General features: G+C 47.5%; 5 protein-coding genes. All 5 read left to right on the top strand.

Annotated features, from left to right (window positions below):
- Window positions 1-611 precede the first annotated feature (611 nt).
- The 5 genes from ASG89_RS26140 (at window position 612) to ASG89_RS26120 (ending at window position 7,776) form a co-directional block, all read left to right on the top strand.
- Window positions 612-2,114: a sugar ABC transporter ATP-binding protein gene (locus tag ASG89_RS26140; protein ID WP_057313958.1), complete on the top strand. Its 1,503-nt coding sequence runs from the start codon at window positions 612-614 to the stop codon at window positions 2,112-2,114.
- 10 nt (window positions 2,115-2,124) lie between these two features.
- On the top strand, window positions 2,125-3,132 hold the full coding sequence (locus tag ASG89_RS26135; RefSeq protein WP_057313957.1) for an ABC transporter permease: 1,008 nt from the start codon (window positions 2,125-2,127) through the stop codon (window positions 3,130-3,132).
- A 64-nt stretch (window positions 3,133-3,196) separates the two neighbouring features.
- Window positions 3,197-4,198: an ABC transporter substrate-binding protein gene (locus tag ASG89_RS26130; RefSeq protein WP_057313956.1), complete on the top strand. Its 1,002-nt coding sequence runs from the start codon at window positions 3,197-3,199 to the stop codon at window positions 4,196-4,198.
- Between the two features lie 234 nt (window positions 4,199-4,432).
- Window positions 4,433-5,977 carry a response regulator transcription factor gene (locus tag ASG89_RS26125; RefSeq protein WP_057313955.1) on the top strand — a complete coding sequence of 515 codons (1,545 nt, stop codon included), beginning with the start codon at window positions 4,433-4,435 and terminating at the stop codon, window positions 5,975-5,977.
- Window positions 5,978-5,997: 20 nt separating this feature from the next.
- Window positions 5,998-7,776, top strand: coding sequence for a histidine kinase (locus tag ASG89_RS26120; protein WP_057313954.1), 1,779 nt, complete (start codon window positions 5,998-6,000; stop codon window positions 7,774-7,776).
- The last annotated feature ends 121 nt before the right edge of the window (window positions 7,777-7,897 follow it).

Raw genomic sequence — 7,897 nt, 5'->3', positions numbered from 1 at the left:
GGCTATTTGTCTCCAGATAAGTTTGAATCACAGTTTTACAAACAACAGAAACTGATTTCTTAGCTTTTTTTGTGTCCACTCTATTGACTCAGATACATTTTGGGCCTTAAAGCGGCGGAAGCCGCCGCGAAGGCAGCGAAGCTGAGCCAATAGCGCCCTAAATGGGCGCTATTGTGCGTACGCGTGCAGCGGGGCTGGCCGATAAGGCCCGTTTTGGGCCTTAAAGCGGCGGAAGCCGGTTGATGTGTTTGAAGGGACAGAGTTGTCATTGCCGGCACACAGTACCTCAGGTAGTTTTTACCGCCGCCATGCGTCGGCGACACAACGCGCGCCCAGGATTCGCGTGCGTTGGTACCTACATTCTCGCATGTCCATACCACACCACTGACCCACTCACGTGTTTAACAACCACCGCGTGGCATGCACCCACCGCGCGCTGGGAGTGCTTTTTCCGCACCGCACGCCCACTTAGCCGCCAGCCCCTTGCGCCTGAATCAGAAGATTTTCAACGTTTTTGAAGAGATTAATCCACTCTCATTCCAGCTTCTGGCAGGTAGAATGAATTCATGAACAAGGGACATGACGAACTGAGGTACGAGGTGAGATAGACGATGAGTGAGGAAGCTTTGCTCAGGATGGAAGGGATTGAGAAGCATTTTCCCGGCGTGCACGCGCTGCACCAATGCAGACTAACTTTAGCACCAGGTGAAGTACATGCGCTAGTTGGTGAGAATGGGGCAGGGAAATCCACGTTGATGAAAATAGCCACAGGGGTGTATCAGAAGGATGAGGGACGCATCTTCATCAAAGGCAGTGAAGTGAATCTTCCCCATACAAGAGCAGCGCAGCAGCTAGGTATTTCGATGATTCACCAAGAGCTGAACCTGATGCCGGATTTGACGATTGCACAGAATATTTATATCGGCCGGGAGCCGAGACACGGCATCAAGCTATTCGTTGATGAGCGCAAGCTGAACGAGCAAGCGCAGCGACTCCTCGATCAGATGAACCTACAGCTAGATCCGCGAACGATGGTAGCGGATTTGACCGTTGCCAAGCAGCAAATGGTGGAGATTGCGAAGGCGCTATCCTTCCAATCCGAGGTGCTGATCATGGATGAGCCGACAGCGGCTCTCACGCACGCAGAGATAGAGGAGTTGTTCCGCATCATCAACCAGCTCCGCAGCCGCGGTGTGGGCATCGTCTACATTTCTCACCGAATGGAAGAGTTGAAACGCATCAGCGACCGCATCACCGTCATGCGTGACGGCCGTTACATCGACACGGTGCAGACGCAGTCTACTTCCATCGATCAGATCATTGCGATGATGGTAGGACGCGAGCTCTACGTCAGCCCGAATCAACAAACAACGACCACCTCACCGACCAAGGTGCTGGAGGTATCCAAGCTAAACCGCGGCTCGGCGGTGAAGGATGTTTCCTTCCATCTGGCCAAAGGTGAAATCCTCGGCTTCGCTGGACTCATGGGAGCGGGGCGCACGGAGGTGGCGCGGGCGATTTTTGGCGCAGATGCCATCGATTCTGGAGAAATCCGCATCCACGGACAGCAGGTCCGTATCCAAGCGCCGCATGATGCGGTGAGACACGGGATCGGCTACTTGTCGGAGGACCGGAAGCGCTACGGGCTTATGGTGGAGATGGATGTGAAAATGAACATCGCACTCGCCTCCTATCGCAAAGCACGGCGGCTCGGCTGGATGCAAGATGGCATCATCGGCCAAACCGCGCAGCACTTTGTGGAAGCGCTTCAAATCAAAACGCCGAGCATTCACCAACAGGTGAAGTTCTTGTCAGGCGGCAACCAACAGAAGGTTGTTATCGGCAAATGGCTGCTGCGGGACTGCGATATTCTCATTTTTGATGAGCCGACGAGAGGCATCGATGTGGGAGCCAAAACCGAGATTTACAAGTTGCTTGATGATCTCGCGGCGCAGGGGAAATCGATCATTATGATCTCCTCAGAGCTGCCAGAAATATTACGTATGAGTCATCGCATCATGGTCATGTGCGAAGGGCGCATTACCGGTGAGCTCACGCAGCAAGAAGCCACACAGGAAGCCATTATGAAATTCGCCACAATGCGGATCAGTTAGGAGGAGTCTCATGTCAACAAGACTTGCACATGCCTACAAAAAAACCATACCCGCCTTGTCCCAACAAAGCGGGGCTGCACAGAAGCTATTGGCATTCGCTAGCTTAATTATGCTCGTTCTCATTTTTTCCATCTCGTCGAGCAACTTTTTTCAATTCGATAATCTCATCGCCATTATGCTCTCGACCGCTGTTATCGGGGTACTAGCCTTGGGCTCAACATTCGTTATCATCACCTCGGGGATCGATTTGGCCGTTGGTACCGTGATGACTTTCTCCTCTGTCATGGCCGGCGTCATCATTACGACGTGGCAGCTCCCGATGCCTCTCGGTATTGTTGGAGGCATTCTTACAGGGGCTGTCTGCGGACTCATTAGCGGGCTGCTTGTAGCTAAAATGAAAATCCCGCCCTTTATTGCAACGCTTGCCATGATGATGGTGACGAAGGGGTTATCGCTTGTCATATCGGGAACGAAGCCGATTTATTTTAACGACACGCCAGCATTCGCGAAGATTTCGATGGGCTCACTCATCAGCGATATTTTCCCAGGGGTGGAAATCCCGAACGCGATTCTCGTATTCTTCGGAGCAGCGATTATCGCGAGCCTCATCCTCACCAAAACGATCATCGGTCGCTATAACTTTGCCCTAGGCAGCAATGAAGAGTCCACCAGGCTCTCCGGTGTTAACGTGGACTACTGGAAAATCGTGATTTACACACTGACAGGTGTGTTCAGCGGGATTGCTGGCATCATGATGGCCTCTCGCCTCAACTCAGCGCAGCCTGCGCTTGGATCTGGTTATGAGCTGGAAGCCATCGCAGCCGTGGTCATTGGGGGGACGTCACTCAGCGGGGGTAAGGGTTCCATCCTTGGCACTGTCATCGGTGCCTTGATCATGAGTGTGCTGACGAATGGACTTCGTATTTTATCCGTGAAGCAGGAGTGGCAGACCGTCATTGTTGGGATCGTTATTGTGTTAGCTGTTTACGCAGACATGATGCGCCGCCGTAAGAAATAACCGTGGTATTCACTCCGTCAGGAGTCCTATACAACCAAAATTGAGAAGTAAGGGGCGAGGTACAGTGCTTAAACGGACAAAGAAATTTGCAGTAGCATCATCTTTGGTATTGCTGTCAGCCATTTTATTAAGTGCGTGCAGTTCCACAACGAAAACAGCGACATCCACATCGGGAACGACAACAACTGTAAAGTCAGATAAAATCTATATTCCGGTCATCTCCAAGGGCTTCCAGCATCAATTCTGGCAAGCGGTGAAGCAAGGAGCAGAGAAAGCAGCGAAAGAATTCAACGTAGAGATTACATTTGAAGGCCCTGAGACGGAGACGCAGGTGGATAAGCAAATTGAAATGCTGCAAGCTGCACTGGGCAAAAAGCCGCAGGCCATCGCGTTCGCTGCCCTTGACAGTAAAGCGGCGACGCCGCTGCTCGAGAAGGCCAAAGCAAGCAAAATCCCGGTTATCGGTTTCGACTCCGGTGTAGATAGCGACATTCCGGTAACGACGGCCGCTACAGATAATAAAGCGGCTGCTGCGCTCGCCGCCGACAAAATGGCTGCGCTTATCGGTAACGAAGGCGAAATCGCTCTCGTCGTCCATGACCAAACGAGCCGCACAGGGATTGATCGTCGAGATGGCTTCACGAATCAGATCAAAGCCAAATATCCGAACATCAAAATCGTCGATACCCAATACGGCGGCGGCGACCAGCTCAAATCAACAGACTTAGCTAAGGCGATTGTTCAAGCACACCCGAATATCAAGGGCTTCTTCGGTGCCAACGAAGGTTCAGCAATCGGTGTTCTGAATGCTGTGAGCGAGTTGAAGAAAGATAAAATCGTCGTCATCGGCTACGACTCTGGCAAGCAACAAATGGATGCCATCCGCAGCGGTAAAATGGCTGGGGCGATTACGCAAGATCCGATCGGCATCGGCTATTGGTCCGTTAAGGCGGCTGTGCAAGCGATCAAAGGTGAAACAGTTGCCAAGAACATCGATACCGGTTTCCACTGGTATGACAAAACGAACATTGATGCTGCGGATATCAAACCGCTATTATACGAGTAAAACGACAACATGCGACGTTTTATTTAAATGGGAATTGAACTAAAACACGATCTGCTGGAAGCATCGTTCACGTTAACATGGTGAATGATGCTTTTTTGCTGCGTTGTTAAGCTCTCGGGATGATTGTTGATTCATTCTTGTTAAAGTGTACAATTACATTTAAAATCTGACAGAGATCGTACATCGTTCAATCAACAAGTGGGAAGCTATGTATAGTCCACAAAGGAGTAAGTCATGGAGACATATTGCAAGGTATTAATTGTTGATGATGAGATGCTGGTCCGTCAAGGAATCAGACATCTTCTCGATTGGGAAAGCGAAGGCTTTCAAATTGTCGGCGAGGCATCTAACGGTAAGGATGCTCTTGATATGGTGAAACAACTCGAACCCAACATGATCCTAACGGATATCGTTATGCCGGTCATGAGTGGGGAGGAATTGGTTAGGGTTGTAAAAGGCTTATATCCGGAGATTGAAATTGTAGTTCTCAGCAGCTACGGTGAATTTGAGTATGTACGTTCTACGTTCCAGAGTGGTGTAGCTGATTATTTACTAAAGCCCAAATTAGATGCGAAGTCGCTGTTAGCCGTATTAAAAAAGACGGTAGAGGGGATGCCAGCCTTTCGACACTTGGACTTTACGAATGAAAAAGGGCAGTCCGTCGACTATGTGTTGGACAAGCTGATTTCCGGCTATGCCATGGAGTTGGATGGTGCAGAGATAAGCACCCATTTTCCGTATCCTTGTTTCGTACTATTAGTTGCAGATAGGCAGGATAATTCATCCTCTCTGAAGCGAAACGAGGAATGGATCGAAGCTTTTCTGAAAGGTATGGTTCAGGATGTGAAGGAACCATGCATCATTCACCGCCTTTCACATCAAGACAGCCATATCCGGTTTTTGCTGAATATAGAGGATGCTGGCCGAATGGATGTCATTCATTTAGCAGAGCAATTGGTAGAATCAGGCGTAAGGTCGGGTTTATCCTTTTATGTAGCACTTAGCAAGAATTTTACGAAAATTACAGAACTGCATGACGTGTATACGCATGATAGTCTCAAAGTGTTGGATCACCGTTTCTTCCTGTCGGATCAACAGCTGTTTTTTGCTGACGAACTGGTGGAACATGAAGGGAAAGGTGAAACATTTGATTCGGAGGCGTTTACTGCGGAGCTGAATCGTCAAGAATTTCAACAAGCTTTTGGGCGTCTCAGCCATTATGTAGAATCCATGCCTGACAGGCTGGATACGGATATGTTTGAGTTTAAATCTTTTTTAGGCCACAGCCTATTCAATATTATTGTTTCCTTACTGCATTTTCACTACGAGGCTAGAACGCTGGATGAAGCGAAGTATGAGTATTTCCGTGCCATTCATGAGACCAAACATATTGGGGAAGTCCGCGCACTTCTAGCCAAGTTTCTTAATGAGGCGACAGACTGTGTGACTGGAAATAAAACGAGTTCTCCGGGCATACAGAAGATTTTAATGTATCTGGATGAGCATTTTACGGAACCCCTCACACTGACAGAAGTAGCCAAACATTTTCATTTCAACCCATCGTATCTATCCAATTATTTTACTATTCATAATAAAGAAGGTTTTAATGAGTATTTGAATCGTATTCGAATCCAACGTGCGTGTGAATTATTAAGGGATAACGTGCATATATCGATTTCGGAAATCTCCTCTCTTGTTGGATACTCGGATCACAGTTATTTCACGAAAGTGTTTCGGAAGTTGATGGGGACTTCACCTAGCCACTATCGAAAAAAATAGAGAAGAAGGGAATCATCACTATGGGGGCGTGGCTTAGAAGGATCTCCGATCAAAGTTTATTTAGTAAATTGTTTCTTGTCATGGTGCTTAGCATGATTACGGTTACGGTGGCAACTTCTTGGGTTACCGTGCAAATGTCGGAGAAGCTTTTTGTGCAGACATTTAGTATCACCAATTCCAAAATCATCGAGCAAATTAAAAGCGGTCTGGAATCCATTCATTATTCAAATATAAATATTGTCGTCAACGCAGCGCAAAGCGGTGCGATTAAAAGCTTTCTGACCGAAGGAGATAGCGATTCGGTAACCAACTTCAAGGTGACCTTCGGGATGAGCGAACAGATGAAGCGAATCCAGTCGGGTATTGGAGCCAAGAACATTGGGATGATCATTTCGGGCATAAATGGTAAAAACTATACGAGCGATCGTACCTACTGGTCCGGTTCCTCGGCGGATTTAGGGCGAAATCCGATTACAAAAGCGTCGCGGGATGAGCCGGGGCGCTTGTTGTACAGCTATTTGGATGAAGGAACGCCAGGTTCTGGGGATCAAGGACTGGTTGCCGCCAAAGCGCTAACGGATTCTGGCAGTAAAGAATGGTATGGGACACTTTATATCATCTTGAAAGAAAGCGATTTGCGATCTATTTATACCAGCTTTACAAGTGATGGGAATGATGTGATGATCTTGGATCGTCAGGGGCTGATCGTTTCAAGTAACCGAGCCGAGCTGATCGGTACAACCTCGAAAGAGCTCTTAGGCAGTGCCCAGAGGATTCAGCAGCAGGGTCTGGCCAAGGATGAAATGAAGATGTTCGATAAGGACGTCATAGTGTTAGCGGGAGATTTGCCGTTGTATGACTTTTACATCATGAATGTCATTGATAAAAAGGTGACACTTGGTCAAATGCTCAACAGGAAAGCGATATTCTTCATTGTTGCGGGCATGGTAGCGGTTGCAGTGCTCATTGTGTATGTGATTACACGGAGGTTGACGCTCTCGTTAAGAAAGCTTGTTAAGAAAATGTCCACGGTGACGAAAGAGAATTTTCATAATTATATGGCGGTAACGGGCACCTATGAGACAAGGGAACTTAGTAGATCCTTCAATTTTATGCTCGATGAGTTGAATGACTACATTAGCCAGCTTGTGGATACGCAGAAAGAGCAGCGCAAGGCAGAATTAGCCGCGCTGCAGCAGCAGATTAATCCGCATTTTTTATATAATACGTTGGCTTCCGTTAACATCCTTGTCCAGCGAGGGAGCAAAGAGACCGCCACCCAAACGATTCATGCGCTTATTTCTCTCCTGCAGAATACGATTAGCAATGTCAAAGAAACGATTCCCGTCGTGCAAGAGTTGGTGAATTTAAAGCATTACGTGTTCATCAATCAGATTCGTTATGGCCAAGGGATTAAGGTTGATTACTTCGTATCTCCGGACTGCTTGCCTGCGCAAGTGCCTAATTTGATGCTGCAACCTTTTATCGAGAATGCTTTTTTTCATGCGTTTAATAAGAAGGGCACGGGATATATTTATGTCATCATCACGAAAGAGAGGGATACACTGCTCTGTGAAGTCGTTGACAATGGGGATGGCATGGAACTTTCGAATAAAGCGGATGAGATGCCGAATCCCACAAGTGCAAGGCAATTGTTCACAGGGATTGGTATTCGTAATGTTCATGATCGCCTAGTTCTTTTGTACGGAGAAGAATATGGAGTTGCGATAACAAGCACGTTGGGACAAGGCACGAAAATATCGATTACCCTTCCATGGCGTACAGAACAGATCACATAGAAGTATAAAAAACTAAAATAAATACAAAATATAAAAATAATACAAATGACCGAGGGAGGAAGGGATTTTAGACACAATAAAAACGCTAATTTCAGTAAATTTCGTTCTAACAAGACATTTA

This window comes from Paenibacillus sp. Soil766 (assembly GCF_001428105.1).
Lineage (GTDB): Bacteria > Bacillota > Bacilli > Paenibacillales > NBRC-103111 > Paenibacillus_E.
This window is presented reverse-complemented; position numbering and strand designations above follow the sequence as displayed.

What these genes read in the sequence shown, in the direction of transcription:
- ASG89_RS26140 (WP_057313958.1), top strand. Translation starts at nt 612, where the DNA reads ATGAGTGAGGAAGCTTTGCTCAGGATGGAAGGGATTGAGAAGCATTTT.
- ASG89_RS26135 (WP_057313957.1), top strand. Translation starts at nt 2,125, where the DNA reads ATGTCAACAAGACTTGCACATGCCTACAAAAAAACCATACCCGCCTTG.
- ASG89_RS26125 (WP_057313955.1), top strand. Translation starts at nt 4,433, where the DNA reads ATGGAGACATATTGCAAGGTATTAATTGTTGATGATGAGATGCTGGTC.
- ASG89_RS26120 (WP_057313954.1), top strand. Translation starts at nt 5,998, where the DNA reads ATGGGGGCGTGGCTTAGAAGGATCTCCGATCAAAGTTTATTTAGTAAA.